The following is a 25,020-nucleotide window of genomic DNA, read 5'->3' on the forward strand; positions in this document are numbered from 1 at the left end:
CTCGCCACCCCATGGCCCCGACGAGGCCCCGGCGAGCCCCCCGGTCGTGACGCAGTCTCCGCAACCGAGACCCCGACAGTTCACAAGTGCCCGCGACGGTGTCAAGATCGGCCAACACCGCGACCGGCCGCCCACGATACAAGGGCATACCGAGGGCCCCGCGGCACGCGCAGACGAAGCCCCGTGGATGGACAACGACTCGTGCACCAGACGAAGCAGCCAAGCCAGACCGACCCGACTTGGCCGTCGGCGAGCCCGATCGGCCCAGAGACGGCGATGGGCGACAGGCAAGCGACTCGGGCGCCGGCGGCGATCCGCCGCGGATGGCGCCGCCTCGCCGAAGTCCGCCCCAGGCCCCGCCGGGGGCACCAGGCGTTCAAGACCACGCCCCGGCTGATCCTCGCGCTCGGCGTCATCCTGCTGACCGGCTTCCTCGCGGTCACGGTCTCGGGCTATCAGGTCTCGAAGGAGGCCCTGCAACGCGCCCTCGTCGAGCACGAGTTGCCGCTCACCAGCGACAACATCTACTCCGAGATCCAGGCGAGCCTGGTGCGCCCGATCTACATTTCCTCGCTGATGGCCCACGACACCTTCCTCAAGGACTGGATGATGGACGGCGAGCGCGACCCGCGGCAGGTCACCCGCTATCTGCGCGAGATCCAGCGCAAGTACGAGGTGTTCTCGACCTTCGTCGTCTCGGCGTTGACGTACCGCTATTACCACTTCGACGGGCCCCTCAAGGAGGTCTCGCCGACCTCCGCGAAGGATCGCTGGTTCTTCACGATGGAGGCCCACCCGCAGCACTACCGGGTCGACATCGACACCAACGAGGCCGCCGCCGACCGCCTGACGATCTTCGTCAACCACAAGATCCTCGCCGACGACGGGCGCTTCATCGGGGTCACCGGCCTCGGCCTGGACGTGGCGACCGTCTCGCAACTGATCGAGCACTACAAGGCACGCTATGGCCGCGACATCTACTTCGTCGATCGCCAGGGGATCGTCCAGAGCCACAGCGACGACCGGCTGGTCGGCCGGCTCGACATCCACCAGGAGCCCGGGATCGCCGCCATCGCCCACGAGATCCTCGCCGGCGACCAGGGGTCGCTGACCTATCAGGGCGAGGCCGGGCGCACCTTCGTGCGCTACCGCCACATCCCCGAACTCGCCTGGCACCTGATCGTCGAGGAGTCCGAACAGGCCACGACCGCGGCGCTGCGCCGCGCCCTCTACGTCAATCTGACGATCGGCGGTGGCATCACGCTGCTCGTCCTCGCGATCAGCGGCCTCACCGTCCACCGCTTCCAGTCCCGTCTCGAGCGCCTGGCCAGCATCGACCCGCTGTCTGGACTGTTCAACCGCCAGTTCTTCGAGGTCCTGTTCGCCAACGCGCTGAGCACGGCGCAGCGCCTCGATCATGACCTGTCGCTGCTGCTCTTCGACATCGATCGATTCAAGGAGATCAACGACGCGCACGGCCACCTGGCCGGCGACCAAGTCATCGAACGCATCGCGAAGATCGCCCGAACGGGCCGACGCGCGACGGACATCGCCGCTCGTTGGGGCGGCGACGAGTTCATCGTGCTGCTTTCCGACTGCGACGAGGGGAATGCCCGGCGCATCGCCGAGGCGCTGCGCCGCCGGGTCCAGCAGGAGGTCCGCATCCCCGGCACCGAGCTACCGGCGACGATCAGCATCGGCGTCGCGACGCACCGCCGCGGCGAAGGCCTCGAAGACCTAACGGCCCGCATCGATGCACGGCTCTACGCCGCCAAGGCGGCCGGCCGCAACTGCATCGCCTAGCCCGCACGGCCCACACCGTTGGGACCTCAGGGCCGGATCTCGATCGGCGTGCCGTCCGCCACGGCCCGCCAGATCTCCTCCATCGGCACGTTGCGCACGGCGATGCAACCGTGCGTCCAGTCGCGCCAGACGTTGAACCAGCCGAGCCAACCCCAGCCGTTCAGCTGACCGTGGACCATGATCTGCCCGCCCGGGTCGCGGCCCCGCTCGGCCGCCCGGCGGCGATCCTCCGGCCCCGGATAGGAGACGTGCAGCGACTTGTAACAGCAGCTGTTCGGATTGCGCCAGTCGAGGACGTAGCGACCCTCGGGCGTGCGCAGGTCGCCCTCGTAGGCCTTGTGACCCTCGGCGCGACCGCCGAGCGAGATCCGGTAGCTGCGGTAGGCGACCCCGTCGCGTAGCAGGTGCAGGCGACGCCGGCCCTTCTCGACCAGCACCGCGTCGGCCGGCGGCGGCGATGCGGCCAGCCGCGGCGGGATCGCCTTCTCCCAGCGGATCAGCAGAGCGACGGCGCCGGCCAGGACGACCGTCACCATCAGGGTGACGATGATCGACATCCGGATGCCTCCCGCGCGAGCGCGCCCAGCGCCCTTCGCTCGGACCTTCGCCGGCGGCCGCGTCCGCCCCTTTGCCGGGCGCTTCGTCTGGTGCTGGGGCGGGGCCGCCCCGTTCGCGCCACCCCGCCGCCGACCGCCCCGGCCCGTCGCCGCAGCCGCCACGCCCTCAGTCGAGCCCCATCATCGCGCGCAGTTCGGCGCTGCCGACGACCTGGCAGTAGATCCTGTTGAGGATCTCCAGCTCGTGACGGTGTAGGGCGTCGGTGCCGGCGGCGCAACAGTCCTCGACCAGCACGACATCGAAGCCCTCGTCGGCCAGGCTGCGCACGGTCGAGCTGACGCACTGGTCCGTGTAGAGGCCGGTCACGACGACGTGGCGGATGCCCATGTTCGCGAGCACGAGACGCAGGTTCGTCCCGGTCAAGGCGCTGTCGGTGGTCTTGGTGACGACGATCTCGCCGGGCGCCGGCGCGAGCTCCGGGATGATCTGCGAGGCCTCCGTATCGAGCGGCATCAAGAGGTTGTTCCAGCCCGGCCGCTTCTGGCTCAGCGAGCGGTCGCGCCCGTCCGGCAGCAGGCAGGCGATGCGGGCGTGGATGACGTCGATGCCGGCGGCGCGGAAGCTCGCCTGCAACGCTTGCAGGCGCGGGATCAGGGTGCCGCGCATCCGCTCGTGAAACGGCGCCCAGCGGGCCCGCTCGTCGGGATCGGCGTGCGGCTCCATCCCGTAGTTCTGCACATCGATGCACAGGAGCGCCGTCTCGGCCGGGGGCAGGACCAGGTCGTCCGGCTCCGGGGCGCCCTCGTAGTAGAAGGAGCGGTAGGCAGTCTTCCAGCTCATCGCGGACTCCTCTGAGGCGGTCGGCTCGACCTGGGCAATGTGCCAGATCCCACCGGCCCCGTCACCCCGCCGGCCCGTCGCGACCAAGGCTGATCCGTTCTGCGGCCTTCTTCGCTGAGGGTGAAAGGTTGGCGGTCGATCCCCGACTGGGTGGTGCGCAGGCGAATGCTCGCCTCTCGCAGCGGTCGAGACGGCGGCCGCGGAGGCCCATCCCGCACGGGCGTGCCAATGACCGCGCGGCACACGCGGTCCGGTTAGCCCCGCGCGCCCAACCCCGCCCCTCGCACGGCGCCGCGGCCCGTAGGTCGGGTTAGCCCCCCGCGGGGGCGTAACCCGACGGCCGACACCGTGGCGCCCTCCGAGGCCCCTGTCGGGTTACGGCGCGCGCAATCCTTTGTTTTACCCAACCGCCGTGCCAGCGCGCCTAACCCGACCTACGGGCCGTGCCATCGGCGCAGGCGACGCCGGCGGATCGGAACGGATCCGCCGTGGCGGGGCAAGGAGGCCCGGCCGAACGGATCGACCCTGGGATGCGCTCGCCCGGCCCTTGTTGCTGATGGCGCGGACCGAACCTTATACTTTTGGCCACATTCCGCCCAGCTGTCCCACGCGAATCTCCCCATGTCGAATACCCGCTTCGAGCCCCGTGTCCGCACCCTCCTCGGCCCAGGGCCGGCCGATGTCCACCCGCGCGTCCTCGCCGCCATGGCCCGCCCGACCATCGGCCACCTCGACCCCCAGTTCATCGCCCTGATGGACGAGATCAAGGACCTGCTGCGCTCTGCGTTTTGCACCGAGAACCGCCTGACGATGCCGATCTCGGGCCCCGGCTCGGTCGGGATGGAGACCTGCTTCGTCAACCTCGTCGAGCCGGGCGACAAGGTCGTCGTCTGCATCAATGGCGTCTTCGGCATGCGGATGAAGGAGAATGTCGAACGCATCGGCGGCACGGCCGTCGTCGTCGCCGATCCCTGGGGTCGGGCCATCGATCCGAACAAGCTGGAGGACGCCTTGCGCGCCCACCCGGACGCCAAGGTCGTCGCCTTCGTCCATGCCGAGACCTCGACCGGCGCCCGCTCCGACGTCGAGACCCTGGTCGAGATCGCCCATCGCCACAACTGCCTGACGATCGTCGACGCAGTGACCGCCCTCGGTGGCTGCGAACTGCAGGTCGACGACTGGGGGGTCGATGCCGTCTACGCGGGCTCGCAGAAGTGCCTCTCCTGCACCCCGGGCCTCGCGCCGATCTCGTTCAACGAGCGCGCCATCGAGCGGCTCCGCGCGCGCCGCACGCCAGTGCAGAGCTGGTTCATGGACCTCAATCTGGTCATGGGCTACTGGGACGGCAGCCAGCGCCGCTCCTACCACCACACCGCGCCGGTCAACGCCCTCTACGGCCTGCACGAGGCGCTGCTGATGCTCCGCGAGGAGGGGCTCGAGCAGGCATGGACCCGCCATGCGCGCCACCACCGCGCGCTGCGCGCCGGCCTCGAGGCCCTCGGACTCGAGCTGATCGTGCCGGAGGGTGAGCGTCTGCCGCAGCTCAATGTCGTCGCCATCCCCGAGGGGATCGAGGATGCGACCGTACGCGCCCGACTCCTCGCCGAGTACGACCTGGAGATCGGCGCCGGGCTCGGCGACCTGGCCGGCAAGGTCTGGCGCATCGGCCTGATGGGCCACAGCAGCCGCCCGGAGAACCTGATGCTGTGCCTCGCCGGTCTCGGCGCGGTGCTGCGGGATCTGGGCCACATCGGGGACCTCGACCGCGCCCTCGTCGCCGTGCACCGCCAGCTCTTCGGCTGACGGCCTCGGGTGCCGCCCATGGCCGCCGGCCGCCGCGGGCCGCTCCCCCGCCTCGTCCTCGCCGTCGCGGCGATCGCCCTGTTCGTGCTGGCCTACCAGTGGGGCGGCCGCCACCGTGACGAGGCCGGCGAGACCGCGGCCATCGCCGGCGTGCGCATTGCGTCGAGCCGCCCCCTGCCGGAGGCGCTCGCGAGCCCGCCGGCCGAGGGCGCGCCGACGCTGCTCGGCCATTGGACCCTGACGGTCCTCGCCGACGACCCGCAGGCGCCCGAGATGGGCCGACTCGTCGAGGTCTACAACCGCCTCGCCGATCGTCCCGAACTGCGCGCACGATTGCAGCTCCTCCTCATCACCCCGGCCGCAACGAGCGGACCGGCCAGCGACTTCGCGCGCCTCTCGCCGGCCTTTCACCAGCTCGCCGGCGACGACGCAGACCGCACACGCTGGCGGATCGCCCTCGGGGCGGGCGACGCAGAGGCGCCGCCGGCCCTGTTCCTGATCGACCCCGACGCCCGGCTGACGGCCCTCTTCCCCGCCGCCCAGGCCCCGGCGCGCATCGCCGAGGACCTGCGCCTCCTGATCGACGAAGGACACAGATGACCACCGACCCCTCGCCGCGCTGGCCCGAGCGCCTCTTCGTCCTCGGCCAGCGGGTGCTCCCGCACCACCGCCTCACGGCCCTCATGTACCGGCTCGCGCGCAGCGAATGGCCACCGCTCAGGCGCGCCCTGATCGGCGGCTTCGCGCGACGCTTCCGCATCGACATCGACGAGGCGCAGGTCCCGGACCCCGCCGCCTACCCAAGCTTCAACGCCTTCTTCACCCGCGCGCTGCGGCCCGAGGCGCGGCCGCTCGGCCCCGCGGGCACCCTGCTCTGCCCGGCCGACGGCCGGCTCAGCCAGCACGGCGCGATCACCGACGGGCGGCTCTACCAGGCCAAGGGCCACGCCTTCTCGCTCGGCGACCTGCTCGGCGGCGATGAGGCCCTGGCGGGCGAGTTCGCCGACGGCAGCTTCGCGACCGTCTACCTCTCGCCGCGCGACTACCACCGGGTGCACATGCCGCTCGCGGGGACGCTGCGCACCATGTACCACGTGCCTGGCCGCCTGTTCAGCGTCAACGACGCCTCGACCCGGCTGATCCCGCGCCTCTTCGCCCGCAACGAGCGGGTGGTCTCGGTCTTCGACACCGCCGTCGGGCCGCTCGCGATGATCCTGGTCGGGGCCTTCTTCGTCGGCAGCATCGAGACGGTCTGGTCGGGCCAGGTGACGCCGACGCCGCGGCGCACGCTCGGACGCTGGGACTACCGCGCCGCGCAGCCGCCAGTCCAACTCGCGCGCGGTGCCGAGATGGGCCGCTTCAACATGGGCTCGACCGTGATCCTGGCCCTGCCGGCCGGCGCCGTGCGCTGGGCCGAGGGGCTCGCGCCCGGGGCGCCGCTACGGATGGGCGAGCCGCTCGGCCACCTGGCAACGACCGGGGCCGACGTGGCGATCTGAGGAGACACTGATTTATTGGCCGCCCTGGCCAAAAATCAGCACGGAGGTCGACAGCGCGATTTCCGACTTCCTTCATGAAGCGCTGAATACTTCAGCGCTTCCCTGAGCCGACGCCTCAGGCGCGCTCGATCGGAAAGGCCAGGACCTCGTCGATGTGGCGCGCGCCGAGCCGGCACATCAGCAGCCGGTCGACACCCAGGGCGACCCCGGCCGCCTCGGGCATCCCGGCCGCGAGCGCGTCGAGGAAGGCCTCGTCGAGCGGCGACATCGCGAGCCCGGCCGCCGCGCGCACCTCCAGGTCGGCGAGGAAACGCCGCCGCTGCTCGTCGCCATCGGTCAGCTCCTGGAAGCCGTTGGCCAGCTCGACCCCCTCGAGGTAGAGCTCGAAGCGCTCGGCGACCGGCACGGCCCCGTCGCGCCGGCGCGCGAGCGCCGCCTGGCTCGGCGGGTAGTCGTAGACAAAGGTGAGCCGGCTTCGGCCGAGCGCCGGCTCCAGGCAATGGGTGAGGAGGAGGTCGAGCCAGCCGTCGCGCTCCAGGGCGAGCCCGTCCGCACCGCCGATCCCCCGCGCCGCCGCCGTGCGCGCGAGCTCGGCGGCGTCGGCGCGCCAGGGATCGACCCCGAGTCGCTCGCGGAACAGGTCGCGATAGGCGATCTCCTCGACGGGTCGCTCCGGCTCACCCAGGGCGCAGCGCACCAGGTCGGCGACCTCCACCATCAGCCGGCGATAGTCCCAGCCCGGGCGATACCACTCCAGCAGCGTGAACTCCGGATGGTGCAGGCGGCCGCGCTCGCCGTCGCGGAAGACCTTGCAGATCTGGTAGATGGGCCCGCTGCCGGCGGCCAGCAGGCGCTTCATCGGCAGCTCCGGGGAGGTGTGCAGATGCAGCGGCCGCGCCTCCCCAGGCCCATGCCAGAGGCTCGCGAGACTCGCGAGCGCCGGATCGCTGGTCGCCGCCCGCGAGAGGATCGGGGTCTCGACCTCCAGGACCCCGGCCGCGGCGAAGAAGCCGCGCAGACGGGTCAGCAGGGCGGCGCGCTCGCGCAGTGCCGCGGGCGCGGCGCTCGGCCGCCAGTCGTGCGCGTCACTCCTCCTTGGCACGCGAGACGTAGGTCCCGGTGCGGGTATCGACCTTGATCAGCTCGCCCGTCTGCACGAAGAGCGGGACGCGGACCACGGCACCGGTCTCCAGCGTCGCCGGCTTGCCGCCACCGCCCGAGGTGTCGCCCTTGAGGCCGGGGTCGGTCTCGGTGATCGCCAGCACGACGAAGTTCGGCGGATCGACGCTCAGCGGGACCCCGTTCCAAAGGGTCAGGTTGCACATGTCCTGCTCCTTGATCCATTTGGCCGCATCGCCGACGGCCGCCGCATCGGCCGTGATCTGCTCGAAGCTCGCCGTATCCATGAAGTGCCAGAGCTCGCCATCGTTGTAGAGATACTGCAACGCCGTCTCGACGACGTCGGCGGCCTCGACCGACTCGCCTGACTTGAAAGTCTTCTCGACGACGCGCCCGGTCTTCAGGTTGCGCACCCGCACCCGGTTGAAGGCCTGGCCCTTGCCGGGCTTGACGAACTCATTCTCGACGATGGTATAGGGGTCCCCATCGAGCATAATCTTGAGCCCGCCCCGAAATTCGTTGGTACTGTAGCTTGCCATCTCGTCTTGATCTTCCTGTGGAGCCAAATCTGGAAATGTTAGCGCGAAGCGGCGTGGTTTGTCAGATACCTCAATGGCGACGGGACCTCGTCGGCGCCTTCACCCGCCCGAGCGAACTACTCGGGTACCTCGGGCTCGATCCGGCCGCGCTGCCGACCGTGGCGAACGACGCCGCTGCCGACTTCCCGTTCCTCGTCCCGCGGGCCTTCGCCGCGCAGATGCGCCGCGGCGACCCCGATGACCCGCTGCTGAGCCAGGTCCTGCCGCGGCGCGAGGAACTCGCGCCCTGCCCGGGCTTCGGCGAGGACCCGGTCGGCGACGGCGCCGCCCAGTGCGCCCCGGGGCTGCTGCGCAAGTACCCAGGCCGGGCGCTGCTGATCGCGACCGGCGCCTGCGCGATCCACTGCCGCTACTGCTTCCGCCGCCACTACCCATATCCGCGCGCGACGGCGGGCCGCGACGCCACCGCGGCGGCCCTCGCCGCCATCGCCGCGGATCCGTCGATCGAGGAGGTGATCCTCAGCGGCGGCGACCCCCTGCTGCTCGACGAGCGTCGGCTGACGCGCCTCGTCAACGCCCTCGAGGCCATCCCGCACCTGCGCCGCCTGCGCCTGCACACCCGTGCGCCGGTCGTGCTGCCGAACCGGGTCGACGGCCCCCTCTGCCGACTGCTCGCGACGACCCGCCTGCGCCCCCTCGTCGTGATCCAGGCCAACCATGCGCACGAACTCGGCGAGGCCGCCCGGGCCGCCCTGGCGGCGCTGCGCGAGGCCGGGGTCCAGTTGCTCAACCAATCCGTCCTGCTGCGCGGCGTCAACGACGAGACCGAACGCCTGATCGCGCTGAGCGAGGCCCTGTTCGAGTGCGGCGTCCTGCCCTACTACCTGCACCTGCTCGACCGGGTCCGCGGTGCGGCCCACTTCGAGGTCGATACGGGCCGGGCAGGCCACCTCCTCGCCGAGGTGCGGGCCAGGCTGCCGGGCTATCTCGTGCCGAGGCTCGTGCGCGAAGAGGTCGGCCGCCCAAGCAAGACACCGATCGCTTGAGCGCCACACGCCACGCGCCGCTTTCTTATGGACCTCTTTTCCTGCACGATAGTGGAATGACCATGAGCCCGACGGACGCGCGCACCCAACCCTGACCGGGACCAGATGATCGCCCGATGTCCACGTTATCGCCCACCGTCAATCTCCTCATCCTCACCTCGCGCGCCCAGGAGGCCCGGGAGATCGTCCAGGCCCTGCGGGATGGCGGCCTGCCGGCCCGCGGCATCTACACCGACCGATACCAGCGCCTGGCCGAGCTCACCGAGGGCCAGGTGGCCGTCGACCTGATCCTCTGCTGCCTCTCCGACCCGCAGATCGAACTCGACCCCCTGATGGAACACTATCAGGAGATCGGGGGCGATGTGCCCCTGATCCTGTTGGGCGACCGAGACCAGGATGCGGATGGTTCGCTGCGCGCCCTGCGCGCCGGCGCCCGGGATCTCGTCGCGCGAGACGAGATCGAGCGCCTCCGGCTCGTGGTCGCCCGCGAGGTGGCGGACCTGCGCACCCGCAACGAATTGGCCCGAGCGCGCACGCGGATGCAACGCTGCGCCCAGCGGGTGCGGGACCTGGCCGAGACGAACGAGGAGGCCTTCGCCTTCGTGCACGCCGACGGCCGACACGCCTTCGCGAACGCCGCCTACCGGCACCTGTTCGGCCTTACCGCGGGCGATGCGCTCGCGGACCTACCGCTGTTCGACCTCGTCGCCGCCGAACACCACGAGGCGCTGCGCGACTTGCTCACGCGACCTCCGGTGGCCGATGGGGCACCGCCCATCACGCGGGAACTGTCCGTCTCCGCCCGGCACACCGATGGGCACACCTTCCCCGCGACCCTGGTCATCACCCGCGAGGACGACGAGGAGGGCGCCGCAGCGCGCCTGACCGTCCGCGAGACCGAGCGGCTGATCGCCCGGCAGATGAAGACCCTGACCGATGCCGACACCGGTCTGGCGAACCGCGCCGCCTTCGTCGAGGCCGTCGCCCAACGCCTAGCGCGGATCGAGAGCGGAGAACCGGCCCGGTTCGCAATCCTCTACATCGGCATCCCCGGCTTTTCCGAGATCCTCCGCGCGGTCGGTCTGACGCGCGGCTTCGAGGTCGCCGCCGAGTTCGGCGCCACGCTGCGCCGCATGGTCCCCGATGGCGGCCTGCTCACCCGATTCGCCGACGACGCCTTCATGTTCGTCGTCGATGCCGACGACCCGAGCGATGCCAAACAGTTCGCCGTCGCCGTACGCCGCGAGCTGCGCCTACCGATCACCTTGCCCGACCGCGACACCGCCCAGCCCGACTGCGTGACCGGCTTGGTCTTCGTGGACGGCCCCGGCGCGAACTTCCCCGAGCTGGTCGACCGCGCCTACGCCGATGCCTTCTCGCTGGCCCCGAGCGCCGATGAGGCGCCCGAAGGGGACCGGCCCGACGTGCCCGACGAGGACGCCCGGACAGCCACGGACGCGGCCGATCGCGAGATCGGCGAGATGATCGACGAGGCCCTGCGGCGCGACGGGCTGCTCCTGGTCTACCAGCCGATCGTCAGCCTGCTTGGCGACAGCCAGGAGAACTACAGCGTCTTCGTGCGGCTGATCGACGAGCAGCAGCGGCTGCACGAGGCCCGGGAATTGATCGGCCCGGCGGTGCGAACGCGCTCGATCGAGGCGCTCGATCGGTGGGTCGTCTCCCAAGCGATCGCAGAGGTCGTCGAGCAGCGCAAGCAGGGCCAGAAGATCAACTTCTTCATCAACCTCGCCGAGGAGACCTTCCACGAGGGCAACCTGCTCTTCTGGCTCTGCGACCGGCTGCGGGAGCAGGAGGCGCGCGGCAATTGGCTGACCTTCCAGTTCCAGGAGATCCACGCCCGGCACCATCTGGCGAAGCTCTCCCGGATGGTGGACGGGCTGAAGAAGATCAAGGCGCGGATCGCGATCAGCCGCTTCGGCCACGACCCCCAACCGGAGCTCTTGCTTCAGGCGCTGCAGGCCGACTTCGTCCTCTTCTCCCCGGACTTCGCCCAGGGCCTGAGCAACGATCCACCGAAGCAGCAGCGGCTACAGGCCCTCGCCAACCTGGCCCGTGAGTTCAACGCCAAGACGATCGTCACCGGCGTCGAGGACGCCACCACGCTGACCGTGCTCTGGGGTGCCGGGATCGACTACGTCCAGGGCAATTTCCTCCAGCGCCCCTCGACCGCACTCGGCCTGAATCAGGACTGACCTCAGGCGTTGGCGATGCCGTGCGGCACGTGGCCGGTGGCCACGTGTAGGCGCGCCGCATCGCAGTGGACCTCCTGATCGTCGAAGAAGATGTCGGCGGCGAAGGCCTTGAGAAACTCCCCCTTGGGCAACCCGCCGAGAAAGAGCGCCTCGTCGATGCGGATGTTCCAGGCGCGCAGCGTCCGCACCACCCGCTCGTGCGACGGCGCCCCGCGCGAGGTGATCAGGGCCGTGCGCAACGGCGAATCGCGGGCCGGAAACAGGGTCTGGATCTGGTGGAGCGCGAGCAGAAAGCCCTTCAGCGGCCCGGCCGACAGGGGTTCGCGCGCCGCCCGGCTCTCGGTCGCATTGAAGGCGTCCAGCCCCTCGTTGCGAAAGATCCGCTCGGCCTCGTCGGAGAAGAGGACCGCATCGCCATCGAAGGCGATGCGTAGCGGACCGTCGTCGTCGGCCCGTGCCCGCGCCGCACGATGGGGCAGGATGGTCGCGGCCGCGCAGCCCGCCTCGAGCGCGAGGCGCACGTCGTTCGGATCGGTCGACAGGAACAGATGCGCCCCGAAGGCCGCGACGTAGCGATAGGGGCTGCTACCGCCGGCGAAGGCGGCCCGCGAGATGTCGAGTCCATGGTGGCGGGCCGAGTTCAACACCCGCAGACCCGTGTCGGAACTGTTGCGCGAGAGGAGGATGATCTCGACCTTGCCGCGCTCGCTGAGTTGGGCGTTGAGGGTCAGGAGCTTCTTCGCCAGCGGGAAGGCCACGCCCGGCTCGAGGGGCTCGTCCTCGTGCGCGATCTGGTAGCGGCAGTAGGCGTCGACCCCGTCGGTCTCGAAGACCTGGTGCGAGGCGCCGAGATCGAACAGGGCGCGCGAGGAGATCGCGACGACCAGGCTGAGGCGCGGCGCGGCGGACTCGCTCACGACCCGTGCGCCTGCTCGGGCCGCCGGCCCGGGAGCGATGCGCGCCGCGGTGGCACGGACGGCGACACGGACGACATCGACGAGGCCACTTACCAGGGCATGACCCGGTTCATGAACTGAAACGGCTGGCTGATGCTGCGGTTCATCACGGCCATGTCGTCGCGCATGCCCGCCGTCGAGAAGGTCATTGCGCGCATCGAGTGCTCCATCGTGTCGAGGGTGGTCAGCATGGGCTCGAGGGTGGCGACGTCCTGCGACATCGAATCGACGCTCACCGTGAGGGCCCGCATGTCGCGGTTCATCTGGGCCATGTTCTCGGAGATCGACTGCATGTTGCTGGCGATGACCGTCATGTTCGAATCGACGCTGATCGCGAGGTAGTGGACGTCCTTGGCCAGGCTGAAGACCAAATAGAAGCCGTAGGCGGCGAGGATGATGAAGGCGAACAGCGACGGGTAGACGATGAGTTCCCAGCGCTTGGCGCTGGTCTCGAACGCCTGGGAGAGCCGCTCGATGGCATAGGCATTGAGCTCGGCCTCGCTGTTGGCGGCCGCGGTCGCCGCCCCGGGCTGGCTCGGTTGGGCTTGCGTGCCTCGAGTCGCGTTCTCTTGATCGGCCATAGATCAGCAGCCTTCGACCTGGAAACGGCGTTCGACCGTTTGGGGTTACCGTGCAGGGTGCGGCGAGGGGCGAATCCCCGCTTCGCGTCGGGCGCCATCGCGACCGGTGCGGTTCATCGCCGATCGCATCCTACGCCCCTCAGGGACCGGGGCGTCATGACGATCGGCATGGACATTGGATCGCGGGCGACCTCGAAGATTCCCGTCGGACGTCATTCGGCACAGCGAGCCGGCGCCTCGCCTCGCGTCCTCGTCCGCACCGAGGGGCGTCCGACCGCAGGTTCTCATGGGCGACACGAGGCATGCCCCGACCCCACCCGGGGGTGCCCCCCGGCGAGCCGATCTCAGCCGACCAGATTCGGATAGAGGGCCGCGGCCAAGGCGAGGAACTCGCGCGTCCCCTTACCGCGCCGGTCGAGCTCGAAGATCGCCAGCCCCTCGCTGAACGAGCGGCGAAAGACGGTGCGCTGCGACAGCCGCGGGCGCACGAACCGGGCGCCGCGCAGCGAGACCAGGGCCGCGGCCGCCTCGGCGGTCTCGCGCACGGCATGGTGGGTGTCACCGCGATTGATGAAGGCCAGCACCTCGGGCGCCTGCGGTCTCGGCAGCGCCTGGATCAGCGCGATGTAGCGCTGGATCGACCAGATGTCGGCCTGCGACGGCGGTACGGGCACGACCACCCGATCGCAGAGCCTGAGCGCCTCCTGCATCGCCTCCATGTCCGCCGCGCCGACATCGATCAGGATCTCATCGGCGGCGGCGAGCCGCTCGGCGGTCAACGCCGTCTTGTCCGCCGCCTGCAGCGCGGGTTGGTAGCCCTCTTCGCGCCGGACCTGGAGCACGTCGCTGAGCGTGGCCTGCGGATCGGCATCGACGAGCAGCACCCCGACCTCGGCCATCGCCAGCCAGACGGCGAGATTGAACGATACCGTGCTCTTCCCGGAGCCGCCTTTGAGGCTCCCGACGACCGTGATCATCGCCTCTCCTCTCGAAGTCTACGCCGCCCTCGACAGGGCGGCGCCTGGCCAAGGCCGCTCAGCGCATCGGGCCGCCGCTCGACGGCCCTCCCATCGCCCCCGGCGGCGGGGTCATGCGGGTATAGTCAGACGGCACGACGAAGAGCTCCTCGCGCTGCTCGCCCACAACGATGTTCCTGAGTTCGTTGACGATACCCCCCGGAAACTCCTGGCGGATGACGAGTTCGAGCTCTGGATCGTACCATTGGAAGGTGCGCGACTCCGGCCGGTTAGGCCCGCTCGCGACCATCTCCCACTTCTCGACCTCGCGCCCATCGAGCGTCTCGCGCCCGACCGGGGCGAGCCGGATCGTCTGCCCGTTGGGCAACTCCTGCAGGAGCGGGATGCCGCGTTCGTCGTCGATCCACTGGGTGGTCGTGAAGTCCCGCCCCTGATGAGAACCGCCGATCTCCCACTTGGTCGCCGAGCGGCCAGCGATCGTCTCCTGGCCGAGCTTGCGGCAGACGAGTCCCGGCATGTCCGCGCAGGGGCTCTCGGCGTCGGCACCGGCCATCGGGGCATCGTCCATCGTCGGCGAGGTCGCATGCTCGATGTAGCGGCGTTCCTCGGGAAAGAGGATCCACTCGGTCCGCTGACCCTCATCGACGATCCGCACCATGGTGCGACCCTGCTGCGACATCTCCACGCGCATCCGATCGGTGCCGACGTACATGCGCCCCGTCGTCGTCGCCCCATCCGGGCCATGCTTGACCATCTCGGCCGAGAAGGGGACGTTCGCCAGCGCTGCGACCGCCCCGGTCGACGCGAACGACAGCCCCAGGGTCAGACCGACCGCCAAACCGCCGCAGGACAATAGCTCTCGCCATCTCGTAGACATAGGATCCTCCTTCCTCGGTCTCGCTATCTCGGGTTCAGGTAGGGGCCGTCGCGCCCCCACGGCCCATCGGCCTCGATGGCCGGATCGGGCGGCGAGGTGCTCGGGCGCCAGGCGCCGCCGGCGCCACGTCGACCATTCTGCTCCTGCTCGGTGAGCGGACGGAAGCGGTAGTGGCGAGGAGAGCCCCCAGCCTTCCAATCGGGCGTGACGCCCTGGTCGCGGAACCGGTATCCGCCGGCGCCCGCCGGGTCGCTCCGCCAAGGGGTCACCGGGGGGGCCAGCGGGGGGACGTCGGCGCCCGTCCGGCCCAGTGCCGGCTCGTCATCGGGTCGGAAGCGATAGCCCCCAGGCCACCCCAGCCCGACCGGCGCGCGCCCCTCCTCCCACGCCGAGGGTGCAAACGGAGGGGGATTGGACGCCGCGGCCCCGGGGTAGCCGCCGCCGGGACCTGACCAAGGCGCGAACCCGTCGGGGCGCGGCGCCCCGTCATCGCGCCAGGCCGGCGCGGGGGGCGACCACTCGGGCGCCGGCGACCACTCCCGGACCGCCCCGTACCAATCGGCCGCGGCGAACATCGGGAGGATCGCGAGGACCAGCCCCCAGCGCCGGCGAGCGCCGAGCCGATCGACCGGCGGCGCGGCGCGACGCCCCTCGCCCGGGCCGCGACCCGTCGCAATGCCCTCGCCCGCCGTCGCAGAAACCTCGTCCAATCGACCTCCCCGTCAGCCCTGGTCGGGCCCGGATGAATCCTCGTCCTTCAGGCGGATCCCGCGCCGCGCCGAACGCTTCGGCGCGGCCTTCGCGTCGTCCGTCGCCGAGCCCTTCGTCGCCCCCTTCGGCGACGGCTTGGCGGACGCCGACTTGGCCGCCTTCGCCCCGTCGCCGGCGGGCTTCGCGGCGGCCCGCCGGCGGGTCGTCGCGCGCCTCGGGGGCGGGGCCTCGGCGGCAGGCTCGCTCGGCTCGGGCGGCCTGACGCCCTCGTCCGGCAGTCCCTCCGGCTCGGGGGCCTGACGCGTCGCGACCGCTGGCGCCCCCGCGGCGTCCGTGGTGGCGTCCTTGGTCAGGCTCGGCGCCCCATCGCTCGACGCGGCCGCACCCTGCCCGGACGGGGCCGGCGCGCTCGGTGGCGTCGGGCTGGGGGTGCCACCGGACGGCGCACCGCCATCGCCCGCCCGCGGCGGCGCCGGCGGGCGGGGGTGGGCGGCCTTGCGCCGACGCGCGAGCAAGCCCTTCAGCGCATCGATGAGCAGCAAGAAGATGCCGCGGATCGCATAGAGGACCAGCATCCCGATCTCGCCGACCTTGCCGAGGAGGCGACCGATCCGGGACGGGCGCGCCTCCGCCTGCTCGGCCTTGGCGCGTTCCTCCAGATCGCAGGGCACCGTCACCCCGGGCGGCGCCGTCGCCTGGGCCACCGCGCACAGGTCGCGGCTCTTCGCCACGCAGCCGAGCGGGATCACGATCAGGGTCAGGATCGTCGAGACCATCACGCCCGAGGCCAACGAGATGGCCATGCCCTGGAAGATCGGGTCGGTGAAGATGACGCTCGAGCCCGCAACCAAGGCCAGGGCCGTGATCAGGATCGGCCGCGTACGGGTCTTGCAGGCACGAATGACCGCCTCGGCGACCGGAATGCCCCGCTGGATCTCGTGGATCGAGAAGTCGACGAGCAGGATCGAGTTGCGCACGATGATGCCCGCGAGCGCGATCCAGCCGATCATCGAGGTCGCCGTGAACTCGCCGCCGAACCCGAGCTGGAAGGCCAGAAAGTGGGCCGGGATGATGCCGAGCAGCGTCAGTGGGATCGGCGCCATGATGACCAGCGGGATGCGGAAGCTGCCGAACTCCCAGACGACGAGGATGTAGATCAGCAACAGCGCGACGACGAAGGCCGCCCCCATGTCGCGGAAGGTCTCGTAGGTGACGGTCCACTCGCCGGTCCACTCCCAGGCCGATTGCTGGGCGCTCGGCGGCCGACCGGTCCAGTACGACTCGGGCACGATGCCGTCGGGTGCCTCGTAGCCCGACCCCTCGATGATGTCCTCGATCTGGAGCATCGCGTAGACCGGCGCCGCGAGCTTGCCGCCGACGTCGGCGACGACGTACTCGACGGCCCGCAGGTCCTTGCGGTAGATGATGTCCTCCTCGACCATCCGGTGGAAGGTGCCGAGTTCGCGTAGCGGAATCGTGAAGCCGTCGCTCGATTGGACCGGCAGGTCGCCGAGCCGCTCGACCTGCGAGCGCTCCGCGAGCGGCACCTGTAGGATAATCTCGACCGGCTCGTGGCCGGCCTGGCGCTTGACGTCGCCGATGCTCGCACCACCGAGGGCCATCGCCAGGTTGCGATTGATGACGTCGACCGAGATCCCGCGGCGCACCGCCTTCTCCGTATCGACGTCGAAGCGCCAATAGTCGAACGCCGTGCGCAGGTAGTTGTCGACGTCGGCGGTGCTCTCGGCACGCTCGAAGATCTCGGTCATGTCGCGGGCGAACTGGCGGCGCACCTCGGCCGTCGGGCCGTGGATCTCGGCGACGACCGATTGCAGCACCGGCGGACCGGGGGGCATCTCGACGACGGCGATGCGCGCGCCGCTGCCCTCGATCAGCCGGGTGAGCCGCTCGCGCGCCTCGACCGCGATCTCGTGGCTCGAGCGTTCGCGCTCGTCCTTGTCGGTGAGCTGGACCTGAAGCTCGCCCTGCCAGGGCTCGGAACGCAGGTAGTAGTGACGGACCATGCCGTTGAAATCGAACGGCCGGGCCGTGCCGGCATAGAGCTGCACGGCCGTCACCTCGGGGATCGTGCGCACCGTCTCGGCCATGCGATGGGCCAGGTTGGCCGTCACCGGCAGGGCCGTGCCGTCGGGCATGTCGATGACCACCGAAAACTCGGGTTTGTTGTCGAGCGGCAGCATCTTCACCGGCACCCAGGTGAAGTAGAAGAACGACAGCGTGAAGGCGAAGGTGCCCCAGAGCGCGAGGCGGAACAGGCGCCGCTTGCGCTTGCTCTCGATCAGCGGGGTCAGCAGCCGGCGGAAGAAGCGCTCGAGCCCCTCGGCCTCGCGGTACTCGCGCTTCTCGGCGATCTCCAGGTAGCGCATCGACGGGCGCAACGGGCCGGAGATCGCCAGGTAGGGCGTGAAGACGAAGGCGGCGAAAAGCGAGATCAGCATCGCCACCGACCCCAACGCCGGGATCGGCTCCATGTACGGCCCCATCATGCCGCTGACGAAGCCCATCGGCAGCAACGCGGCGATGACGGTGAAGGTGGCGAGGATGGTCGGGTTGCCGACCTCGCGCACCGCGTCGACGGCGGTCGCCTCGTCGAGGCGGCCCTGCTCGAGCCAACGTCGGTAGATGTTCTCGACGACGACGATCGCGTCGTCGACCAGGATGCCGATCGAGAAGATCAGCGCGAAGAGGCTGACGCGGTCGATCGTGTAGTCGGCGATCCAGGCGACGAAGATCGTCATCAGGAGCACGACCGGGATGACCAGCAGGACGACGAAGGCCGGGCGTAGCGCGCGGAACGCGACCCAGACGAGCAGGAACACCCAGCCGGTCGCGACGAAGAGCTTGAAGATCAGCTCCGAGACCTTCTCGTCGGCCGTCGCGCCGTAGTTTCGGGTGATGCTCGCGGCGACGTTGTTCGGGATGCGGGTACCCTCGAGCTCCTCGAGACGCTCGATGATGGCGTTGGCGACCGTCACCCCGTTGGTCAGCTCCTTCTTCGCGATCGCCACGGTGACGGCCGGCACGCCGCTCGCGTCGCCGACGCCGGCCTCGGCCGCCGGCCCCGTGTAGTAGGCGACGAGCTGCTCTGCGTCCTCGGGGCCGCGGGTCACGCGGGCGACGTCGCGCACATAGACGGGGACCTCGTTGCGGGTGCCGACGACGAGGCGCTCGATGTCCTCGGCTCCGCGCAGGAAGGCCCCGGTGGTGACGCTCAGATGGGTACCGCCCGCCTCGACGCCACCGGCGATCGTCTCGGCATTGGCCGTCTTGATCGTCTGCGCGACCTGATCGAGACTGATCTGGTAGCTCGAGAGGCGCGCCGGGTAGACGTCGACGGTGACCTGCTCGCGCCGCCCGCCGACGATGAAGCCGCTGCCGGTATTCTTGACCTCCTTGAGGGCCTGGAGGACATCCTGGGCGAGCAGGCGCAATTGGCCGTCATCGACATCCGGTTGGCCATCCTCGTCCAGATCGCGCGACCAGAGGGTCACGGTCACGATCGGGACGTCGTCGATCCCCTTGCTCTTGACCAACGGCGGCAGGACGCCTGGAGGGATCTTGTCCTGGTTCGAGGCGATCTTGTCGTTGACCTTGACCAGCGACGGGCCCATCTCCTGGCCGACGTCGAATTCGACCGTGACGATCCCCTGACCGCGCTCGGAGGCCGAGTAGACGTGCTTGACGCCCGGGATCTCGCTCATGATGCGCTCGAGCGGCTGCATCGCGATGTTCGAGACCTGCTGGGCCGAGGCCCCCGGATACTGGACCATGATGTCGATCATGGGCACCGAGATCTGCGGGTCCTCCTGACGCGGGGTCAGCATCAGGCCGAGCACCCCCATCAGCAGCATCGAGAAATAGAACAGCGGCGAGAGCGGCGAGCGAATGAAGAACCGGGCCGTGCGCCCGGCGAGCCCCAATGACTCGATCGAGGCGTCCGCGCCTTTGGTCTGCGAATGATGGTCGTCTTGGGTCATGTCGTTCTAATCACCCCGTCCAACAGCACGACGGCAACCTCATCGGTTGCCGCCATCCCTTCATCGATCGGAATCAGATCCCCTGGACCAACCGGCCGTCACGCGCGGCCCGGGATCGGCGAGGACCCGTTCGCCGGGTCGCAGGCCGCTCAGGACGGAGACGTACTGCGCGGCCACCTCCTCGCCGAGGCGGATCAGGCGCAACTCGGGCTCGCCGCGCGCGCCGACCACATAGACCCCCGGTAGGCTGCCGTTGAAGCGTACCGCGGACTTCGGGATGACCGGCGTGTCGCGCGCCGCCGCGTCGATGTCAGGCACCAGGACCTTGGCATACATACCGGGCTCGGAGACGCCCTGGGGCAGGTCGAACTTGACCTTGATCGTGTGGCGCTGCGGATCGGCCATCGGGAAGATCTGGGCGACGCGCGCCGGGACCCGGCGGCTCGCCTGGCCGCGCCCGGCCTCGACACCGACGTCGAGTTCGGCGGTCACCATCTGGCCCTCGCGCAGCCCGGGGCGCAGACGCGCCGGCACATCGACCTCGACCTGCAGGTACTCCAGATCGGCATAGTTCAGCATCGGCTGTCCGGGCTGGACCGTATCGCCGACCTCGATGAATTTCTTGATGATCACGCCGTCGAACGGCGCAATGCTGCGGGCGTCGCGGATCTTCGAGTCGAGGGCCTGCATCTCGGCCTGCAGGCGCGCCATCGTGTTGTGCGCCTCCTGGATCAGGATGCCCGAGGCGTACAGGTCGGCGGAGCGTTCCGCGTCGCGGTCGCGATCGCCGGAGAACTCCTCCATCGGCTGCGTGAACATCTGGTCGAAGAGGTTCGGCAACCCCATGCCGCCGGTGGCCGCGCGCGAGCGCGGCGAGTAGAGCTCGCGGCTGTACTGGACCGAGGCATTGCGTATCTGGGCGTCGGCGCTCGCCATCTGGGCCAGCAACGCACGACGGTTCGCGAGCAGTTCGCGGTCATCGAGCGACACCAGCAGGTCGCCCTCCTCGAAGCGGTTGCCCTCGATGCCGGCAAGATAGTTGACGCGGCCGGGCAGCTGGGCCGCCAGTGTGACCTCCCGATACGGGATGACCACCCCGCCGACCGCGACGGTCGGCGTGCCCTGCGCCTGCTGCACGACGAAGGTCTCGCCGTAATCGAGCGCGGGCGCCGCCCAGGCCGGCCCCGCGACGACCAATAGGGCGGCCAATGCGCGAATCACAGTCGTTCCCATGAGCTACGGATACCCAGTTTCTCGTTGCCTGAATCGAATGTCGCCAAGGCCACTGACCACGCAGGTACCGTCGCAGCGCGCCGCCGCCCGAACAGAGAATGGCACAATGTCCCCAATGGAAGTGGGCGTCCGACCGGACGGCCCGCCCAGCACCGAGCGCCTGACCGAGCCCTGCCCACCCCTCGCGTCCGCCCCGGCGACCCCTTGATCGTTGCAGATAGGCAACAGGATTGCGAATTATCACCCACCCGACAAGGCATTTCAACCGCCAAGCGGCAATTGTCCTTCTAATTCAGTGAGCTAAATGACTACGGTGGCACGCCCCCGGCGCGCGCCGGGTCGCCGCCCGGGCGGCGAAGACAACGGCAACCGAGCCAATCGGGGCCGGATTATACGCGAGCCGAGGCCGAAATGAGGGGCTACCGTGGCCCGGATGGACGTTATACCATTCGGCTCGGTCGGCGCGACGAGTCGCTGGCAGCGCCGACCCGTGCTCGAGCCGTTGCGGCTCCGATTCCATCTGGGGCGATTCCATCCGGGGCCCTGCCCAAGGGCATATGCGGCCCGCGCAGGCGGCCGGGCACGCGCGTGCGCTCGCAACGAGCGCCGCGCACGGGGCCGTCAACAACCACATCAGCGATCTATCCCGCCTCGCGCGGGCTTTTTAACGGGATATGAGGAAAGCGCCATGCCCTCTGCTGCATCCGTCGTGCAACAACGACTGAAGAATCTCGAGGAACACCTGGAGCGCGAGAATCCGATTCTGCTCCGAGCGGTGGAGAGCTTTCGCGAGCTCGATCAGGTCGCCTATGACATGTCTCTGCTCGGCCCTGATGAAAGCTACTCGAACCAGATCCCCTGGTGGCCCCTGATCGCGGTCCTGGGGACCTTCTCCGCCGGCAAGTCGACCTTCATCAACTACTACCTCGGCGAAAACCTCCAGCGCACCGGCAATCAGGCCGTCGACGACCGCTTCACCGTCATCTGCCACAGCGGCGGGGAGAGCGGCCAGGCCCTGCCGGGCGTCGCCCTGGACTCCGATCCCCGCTTTCCGCTCTACCATATCTCCAGCAGCATCGAAGAGGCGGCGACCGGCGAGGGCAAGCGCACCGACGCCTATATCCAGTTGCGCACCAGCTCCAGCGAACGGCTGCGCGGGCGCATCCTGGTCGACTCGCCCGGGTTCGATGCCGACGCCCAGCGCACCGCGATCCTGCGCATCGTCGACCACATCATCGACCTCTCCGACCTGGTGCTCGTCTTCTTCGACGCCCGCCACCCGGAACCCGGGGCGATGCGCGACACCCTCAAGCACCTGGTCGCCGAGACCATCAAGCGACCGGACTCGGGCAAATTCCTCTACATCCTGAACCAGCTCGACGCGGCCGCCCGCGAGGACAACCCGGAGGACGTCGTCGCCGCCTGGCAGCGCGCCCTCGGCGAACACGGTCTGACCGCCGGGCGCTTCTACACCACCTATAGCCCGGACGTCGCCATCGCGATCGAGGACGAGGCCATCCGCCGCCGCTTCGAGACGAAGCGCGACCGCGACCTGGCCGAGATCCACGCCCGCATGCAGAATGTCGAGATCGAGCGCGCCTACCGGATCATCGGCGCGATCGAGAAGACCGCCAGCAGCATCGCCAACGAGACGGTGCCGCTCCTCACGCAGGCACTGCGCCGCTGGCGCACCCGCACGCTGACCGTCGACGCCATCGTCTTCGTGCCGCTGCTGGTGGCGTTCATGCTCTGGAGCCTCAACGCCGGCCACTGGCAGGGCCTCTCCTACGAGCCGGCCTGGCTCGAGGGCCTGAGCGCGATCAAGGGGGCCGTGCCCGTGCTGGTCATCGCCCTGGTCCTGGCCATCGGCTTCATCCAGTTCCGCATCCGCCGCTGGGCCGCCAACGGTGTGCTGCCCTGGCTGCGCCAGCGCGTGCAGGCCGAGGGGATCCGCGGCAAGGTCGTCGAGGCCTTCATCGCCAACACCCGGTCGCTGCGCCCGGTCTTCGCGATCACGCCGCGAGGCTGGCACAGCGCCAGTCGCGAGCGCATCAACCAGGTCAAGCTGGATTGCGACAACTACATCCAGAAGCTCAACGACCAGTTCACCAACCCCTCGGGCGCGGCCGAGGTCCGCAACCGCGCGACGGCCGGCGCCAACGCCCTCTGAGCACAGGCCCTCGCGTCCCTGCGACCCACCGGGCCTCAGCCCGGTGGGTCGCCCATCCCCCCGTCTCGTGCGCCCCCCGCCATCCCGCGGACCGGGTCGACCCCGTTCTGAATCAGCCGCGTCGGGTTACGGGGCGCGCCGGCCGATCCATGCTCGGCGGCCGTTGCGCCAGCGGCCCCAACGCGACCGACAGGGCTCGCCGCCATAGGTGACCGCAGGGGTGCACGAGGCGCCGACGAGGGCGAATCAGGGGTTCCGACCGACCGGGCAATCGGGCATGATGGCGGGGAGATCCCGACCGATCAGGACCGCCAGGACCGGATGACCCGCAACCCACCCAGCCGGCCCGCGCCGCTCGCCCCCCAGCCCTCCCTGCCGGCGACGGCCCGACTGCCGCTGAACCGCTGCAACCTGCCGCCGGTCATCGTCGGCAGCCTGACCTTCCAGCGCCACCCGGTACCGCTCGAGATCGACGGGGTGCGGACCTTCCACGCCAAGCTGTTCGACGGGCTCGATCAATTGGCGACGCACGCCGAGCGCGCGCAGCTCTTCACCGACTACATGACGGCCCATTTCTGCCTCGAGGCCCTCGAGGAGGCCGGCCTGATGCCGGGGCGCCGGAAGAAGAAGCGGGCCAATGCGAACTATCTGCGGATGGTGCGCGGCTGGTCGTTCGACTCCGACGGCCGCGAGGGGGCCGTGCTCAAACATTGGGTCGAGACCCGCTTCGGCCTGCTCGCCCGCCACCACGGTGGCTGCCTCTACGAACCCGGCAGCGAGGCCTACCAGCGCTATCTCGTCGAGGGGGCGAAGGGGCTCTATGCGACCAACGCCCTGGAGGCCCAGCTCGACCTCCTCTACACCTACTGCCAGTACGAGCTGTCGCGTCAGCACCCGGCAGAGAACCACCTGACCCTCTACCGCGGCATCAACCGCTTCGACGAGCACGAGGTCCTCGAACGACGCAGCGGCCAGCGCTATCGGGTCCTGCTCAACAACCTCAATTCCTTTACCAGCGAGCGCGAACGGGCCGACGAGTTCGGCGACTACATCCTCGAGGCCGCCGTGCCGCTGGCCAAGGTCTTCTTCTACAATCGGTTGCTGCCGGGACTGCTCAAGGGCGAGGACGAGGTGGTCGTGATCGGCGGGGTCTACGAGGTCGGCATCAGCACCTTTTGACGGGCGCCCAGGGGGACCTCGAGATGGCGTTCCAGGCGATTGGCCAACCCGCATGCCACCCCGACCCCGCAGGGGCACATTGAATTTTTCCCGGCGTCCCTGTCAGATGCCCTTGAAGGGCCGCCCTTTTTCGAGGTCCCCGAGGGTGCCGGTCGCGCCCGGGTTGAGATTCGTCCTGCCCACAGCAGTCTAGACGCCTAGAATGGCGATGGCACTGCCGCGCGCCGGCGGAGCGAGACCGCATCTGCCCCGCGGCCAATCGACCCACACCGAATCGGAGCCGACTCATGCTGAAATGGATCATCGCGATCTTGTTGGTCCTGATCGCCGCCCCTGTCATCGTCGTGGGCTCCTGGCTCGCCACGCAAGGCGCGCTCGAGGCGACCGCCGACGCCCCCTTCTGCGGGCGCTGCCACACGATGACGCCCTTCGTGACCACGCACGACGCCGACATCCACGGCGGCAGCAACCCCCAAGGTCTCGTCGCCCAGTGCGCCGACTGCCACTTGCCGCACGACAGCAACTGGCACTACCTGACTGAGAAGGCCCGTTCGGGCCTGCACGACGCCTGGGGGCAACTGACCCACTCGATCGGCCTCAACAAGATCGACTGGGAGGCCAAGCGCGCCGAGCGCGGGAGCTACGTCTTCGATTCCGGCTGCCTGACCTGCCACGCGGCGCTCGAACGTGAGGACAACCCGCACTACGCAATCCACAGCCGCTACTTCTCGGCCGACGGCAGCCTGCAATGCGTCACCTGTCATCGGGAAGTCGGCCACCGGGGCCTGACCGAGGCGCTCCAGGCCGCGGCGCAGAAGGAGAAATAGCGGGACGAGCGCCCCATCCGTTGCAGGCATGGGGCGTTCAGGAACGGCGCAGAAACAACCGATACGAGCACGCGGAGGACAAGGAACTACG

The 25,020-nt window shown here is 69.6% G+C and carries 20 protein-coding genes; 9 read left to right on the forward strand and 11 right to left on the reverse strand.

Going from position 1 to position 25,020, the window contains the following annotated elements; all coding sequences use genetic code 11:
* Positions 1–276: 276 nt before the first annotated feature.
* The gene (locus tag CKO41_RS11755) at positions 277–1,803 is read left to right on the forward strand and encodes a sensor domain-containing diguanylate cyclase (protein ID WP_200382379.1); all 1,527 of its coding nucleotides are present in this window, start codon (positions 277–279) and stop codon (positions 1,801–1,803) included.
* Positions 1,804–1,829: 26 nt separating this feature from the next.
* On the opposite strand, the gene CKO41_RS11760 is transcribed toward CKO41_RS11755, so the two are convergent.
* Complete coding sequence (locus CKO41_RS11760; RefSeq protein WP_200382380.1) at positions 1,830–2,360, reverse strand: L,D-transpeptidase family protein; 531 nt, start codon at positions 2,358–2,360, stop codon at positions 1,830–1,832.
* Positions 2,361–2,526: 166 nt separating this feature from the next.
* Positions 2,527–3,201: a cysteine hydrolase family protein gene (locus tag CKO41_RS11765; protein WP_200382381.1), complete on the reverse strand. Its 675-nt coding sequence runs from the start codon at positions 3,199–3,201 to the stop codon at positions 2,527–2,529.
* Between the two features lie 621 nt (positions 3,202–3,822).
* On the opposite strand from CKO41_RS11765, the gene CKO41_RS11770 reads away from it, so the two are divergent.
* The 3 genes from CKO41_RS11770 to asd are packed head-to-tail and all read left to right on the forward strand — an operon-like array spanning position 3,823 to position 6,503.
* Positions 3,823–5,004: a pyridoxal-phosphate-dependent aminotransferase family protein gene (locus tag CKO41_RS11770; RefSeq protein WP_200382382.1), complete on the forward strand. Its 1,182-nt coding sequence runs from the start codon at positions 3,823–3,825 to the stop codon at positions 5,002–5,004.
* Between the two features lie 18 nt (positions 5,005–5,022).
* Complete coding sequence (locus tag CKO41_RS11775) at positions 5,023–5,604, forward strand: hypothetical protein (RefSeq protein WP_200253335.1); 582 nt, start codon at positions 5,023–5,025, stop codon at positions 5,602–5,604.
* Entirely contained in the window at positions 5,601–6,503 is a 903-nt protein-coding gene (asd, locus tag CKO41_RS11780; RefSeq protein WP_200382383.1) for an archaetidylserine decarboxylase, read from the forward strand. The genes CKO41_RS11775 and asd overlap by 4 nt, the downstream gene beginning before the upstream one ends.
* Before the next feature lie 115 nt (positions 6,504–6,618).
* On the opposite strand, the gene epmA is transcribed toward asd, so the two are convergent.
* A complete protein-coding gene (epmA, locus tag CKO41_RS11785) occupies positions 6,619–7,605 on the reverse strand; it encodes an EF-P lysine aminoacylase EpmA (protein ID WP_200382384.1) in 987 nt (328 codons plus the stop codon).
* Complete coding sequence (gene efp, locus CKO41_RS11790) at positions 7,589–8,161, reverse strand: elongation factor P (protein ID WP_200253329.1); 573 nt, start codon at positions 8,159–8,161, stop codon at positions 7,589–7,591. The genes epmA and efp overlap by 17 nt, the downstream gene beginning before the upstream one ends.
* A gap of 53 nt (positions 8,162–8,214) precedes the next feature.
* On the opposite strand from efp, the gene epmB reads away from it, so the two are divergent.
* Both epmB and CKO41_RS11800 read left to right on the forward strand, forming a co-directional pair.
* Complete coding sequence (epmB, locus tag CKO41_RS11795; RefSeq protein ID WP_420826476.1) at positions 8,215–9,207, forward strand: EF-P beta-lysylation protein EpmB; 993 nt, start codon at positions 8,215–8,217, stop codon at positions 9,205–9,207.
* Between the two features lie 116 nt (positions 9,208–9,323).
* On the forward strand, positions 9,324–11,420 hold the full coding sequence (locus CKO41_RS11800; RefSeq protein ID WP_200253325.1) for an EAL domain-containing protein: 2,097 nt from the start codon (positions 9,324–9,326) through the stop codon (positions 11,418–11,420).
* A gap of 2 nt (positions 11,421–11,422) precedes the next feature.
* On the opposite strand, the gene CKO41_RS11805 is transcribed toward CKO41_RS11800, so the two are convergent.
* From CKO41_RS11805 to CKO41_RS11835, 7 genes are all read right to left on the reverse strand, one after another.
* Positions 11,423–12,337 carry a 5'-nucleotidase gene (locus CKO41_RS11805; RefSeq protein WP_200382385.1) on the reverse strand — a complete coding sequence of 305 codons (915 nt, stop codon included), beginning with the start codon at positions 12,335–12,337 and terminating at the stop codon, positions 11,423–11,425.
* A gap of 89 nt (positions 12,338–12,426) precedes the next feature.
* Complete coding sequence (locus CKO41_RS11810) at positions 12,427–12,957, reverse strand: hypothetical protein (protein WP_200253321.1); 531 nt, start codon at positions 12,955–12,957, stop codon at positions 12,427–12,429.
* A gap of 344 nt (positions 12,958–13,301) precedes the next feature.
* Positions 13,302–13,934: a nucleotide-binding protein gene (locus CKO41_RS11815; RefSeq protein ID WP_200253319.1), complete on the reverse strand. Its 633-nt coding sequence runs from the start codon at positions 13,932–13,934 to the stop codon at positions 13,302–13,304.
* A gap of 58 nt (positions 13,935–13,992) precedes the next feature.
* Positions 13,993–14,811, reverse strand: a complete 819-nt coding sequence (locus CKO41_RS11820; RefSeq protein WP_200253317.1) for a DUF4412 domain-containing protein — start codon at positions 14,809–14,811, stop codon at positions 13,993–13,995.
* Between the two features lie 23 nt (positions 14,812–14,834).
* Positions 14,835–15,521 carry a hypothetical protein gene (locus CKO41_RS11825; RefSeq protein ID WP_200382391.1) on the reverse strand — a complete coding sequence of 229 codons (687 nt, stop codon included), beginning with the start codon at positions 15,519–15,521 and terminating at the stop codon, positions 14,835–14,837.
* A 12-nt stretch (positions 15,522–15,533) separates the two neighbouring features.
* Positions 15,534–19,520: an efflux RND transporter permease subunit gene (locus CKO41_RS11830; RefSeq protein WP_200382393.1), complete on the reverse strand. Its 3,987-nt coding sequence runs from the start codon at positions 19,518–19,520 to the stop codon at positions 15,534–15,536.
* 60 nt (positions 19,521–19,580) lie between these two features.
* Entirely contained in the window at positions 19,581–20,753 is a 1,173-nt protein-coding gene (locus CKO41_RS11835; RefSeq protein WP_200254991.1) for an efflux RND transporter periplasmic adaptor subunit, read from the reverse strand.
* Positions 20,754–21,441: 688 nt separating this feature from the next.
* Between CKO41_RS11835 and CKO41_RS11840 the strand changes: the two genes are divergently transcribed.
* From CKO41_RS11840 to CKO41_RS11850, 3 genes are all read left to right on the forward strand, one after another.
* On the forward strand, positions 21,442–22,923 hold the full coding sequence (locus tag CKO41_RS11840; RefSeq protein WP_200255501.1) for a dynamin family protein: 1,482 nt from the start codon (positions 21,442–21,444) through the stop codon (positions 22,921–22,923).
* Between the two features lie 321 nt (positions 22,924–23,244).
* On the forward strand, positions 23,245–24,102 hold the full coding sequence (locus CKO41_RS11845; protein WP_200382395.1) for an NAD(+)--dinitrogen-reductase ADP-D-ribosyltransferase: 858 nt from the start codon (positions 23,245–23,247) through the stop codon (positions 24,100–24,102).
* 287 nt (positions 24,103–24,389) lie between these two features.
* Positions 24,390–24,929, forward strand: coding sequence for a cytochrome c3 family protein (locus CKO41_RS11850; protein ID WP_200252237.1), 540 nt, complete (start codon positions 24,390–24,392; stop codon positions 24,927–24,929).
* Positions 24,930–25,020: the final 91 nt, after the last annotated feature.

Source organism: Thiococcus pfennigii (assembly GCF_016583835.1).
GTDB classification, from domain to species: domain Bacteria; phylum Pseudomonadota; class Gammaproteobacteria; order Chromatiales; family Chromatiaceae; genus Thiococcus; species Thiococcus pfennigii.

Bases quoted from the DNA above. Each gene is read 5' to 3' on its own strand.
- CKO41_RS11755 (WP_200382379.1), top strand. From the start codon at position 277: ATGGGCGACAGGCAAGCGACTCGGGCGCCGGCGGCGATCCGCCGCGGA.
- CKO41_RS11760 (WP_200382380.1), bottom strand. From the start codon at position 2,360: ATGTCGATCATCGTCACCCTGATGGTGACGGTCGTCCTGGCCGGCGCC.
- CKO41_RS11765 (WP_200382381.1), bottom strand. From the start codon at position 3,201: ATGAGCTGGAAGACTGCCTACCGCTCCTTCTACTACGAGGGCGCCCCG.
- CKO41_RS11770 (WP_200382382.1), top strand. From the start codon at position 3,823: ATGTCGAATACCCGCTTCGAGCCCCGTGTCCGCACCCTCCTCGGCCCA.
- CKO41_RS11775 (WP_200253335.1), top strand. From the start codon at position 5,023: ATGGCCGCCGGCCGCCGCGGGCCGCTCCCCCGCCTCGTCCTCGCCGTC.
- asd (WP_200382383.1), top strand. From the start codon at position 5,601: ATGACCACCGACCCCTCGCCGCGCTGGCCCGAGCGCCTCTTCGTCCTC.
- efp (WP_200253329.1), bottom strand. From the start codon at position 8,161: ATGGCAAGCTACAGTACCAACGAATTTCGGGGCGGGCTCAAGATTATG.
- CKO41_RS11800 (WP_200253325.1), top strand. From the start codon at position 9,324: ATGTCCACGTTATCGCCCACCGTCAATCTCCTCATCCTCACCTCGCGC.
- CKO41_RS11810 (WP_200253321.1), bottom strand. From the start codon at position 12,957: ATGGCCGATCAAGAGAACGCGACTCGAGGCACGCAAGCCCAACCGAGC.
- CKO41_RS11815 (WP_200253319.1), bottom strand. From the start codon at position 13,934: ATGATCACGGTCGTCGGGAGCCTCAAAGGCGGCTCCGGGAAGAGCACG.
- CKO41_RS11820 (WP_200253317.1), bottom strand. From the start codon at position 14,811: ATGTCTACGAGATGGCGAGAGCTATTGTCCTGCGGCGGTTTGGCGGTC.
- CKO41_RS11830 (WP_200382393.1), bottom strand. From the start codon at position 19,520: ATGACCCAAGACGACCATCATTCGCAGACCAAAGGCGCGGACGCCTCG.
- CKO41_RS11835 (WP_200254991.1), bottom strand. From the start codon at position 20,753: ATGGGAACGACTGTGATTCGCGCATTGGCCGCCCTATTGGTCGTCGCG.
- CKO41_RS11840 (WP_200255501.1), top strand. From the start codon at position 21,442: ATGCCCTCTGCTGCATCCGTCGTGCAACAACGACTGAAGAATCTCGAG.
- CKO41_RS11845 (WP_200382395.1), top strand. From the start codon at position 23,245: ATGACCCGCAACCCACCCAGCCGGCCCGCGCCGCTCGCCCCCCAGCCC.
- CKO41_RS11850 (WP_200252237.1), top strand. From the start codon at position 24,390: ATGCTGAAATGGATCATCGCGATCTTGTTGGTCCTGATCGCCGCCCCT.